This window comes from Priestia sp. P5_B4 (genome assembly GCF_056400385.1).
In genome coordinates, this window is sequence record NZ_JBFULJ010001557.1 from 1 (window position 1) to 507 (window position 507).

At 40.0% G+C, this 507-nt stretch carries 1 protein-coding gene; it reads left to right on the plus strand.

What is annotated here, in order from left to right:
* A partial coding sequence (locus AC1DRF_RS32145; protein WP_477742848.1) for a diacylglycerol/lipid kinase family protein occupies positions 1-507 on the plus strand: 507 nt, incomplete at both ends.

The following is a 507-nucleotide window of genomic DNA, read 5'->3' on the forward strand; positions in this document are numbered from 1 at the left end:
GTCCTGTATTTGCTATTTTACCTGGTGGAACGTGCAACGACTTTTCGCGTGCAATTGGAATGAATCAAAATCCTTTAAAGGCAGTGGAGCAAATTATAGAAAAGCAGACGGAGGCAGTGGATGTTGGAAAACATGGCGAAGATTATTTTTTAAACTTTTGGGGAATCGGCCTCGTAGCTGATGTATCTGAAAATATTTTGGAAGAAAATAAAGAGAAATTTGGTAAGCTCTCTTACTACATGAGCGTAGGCAGAACTTTAAATCAAGCAGAGCCTTTTCAATTAAAAATGACGAGCGAAAAAGCTTCCTATGAAGGAGAATCTGTTATGGTGTTAATTGGAAACGGCCCTTTTTTAGGAGGAACCCGCGCTATGCTAGGAAACAGCTCATTTCAAGACGGATTATTAGATGTATTCGTTATTAAAGAAATGGGAATCGAGCCGGTTATGGCATGGTTACAAACAAGCCCTGATGAGGAACAGCTTAACCCTGAAAGCAACCTTATGC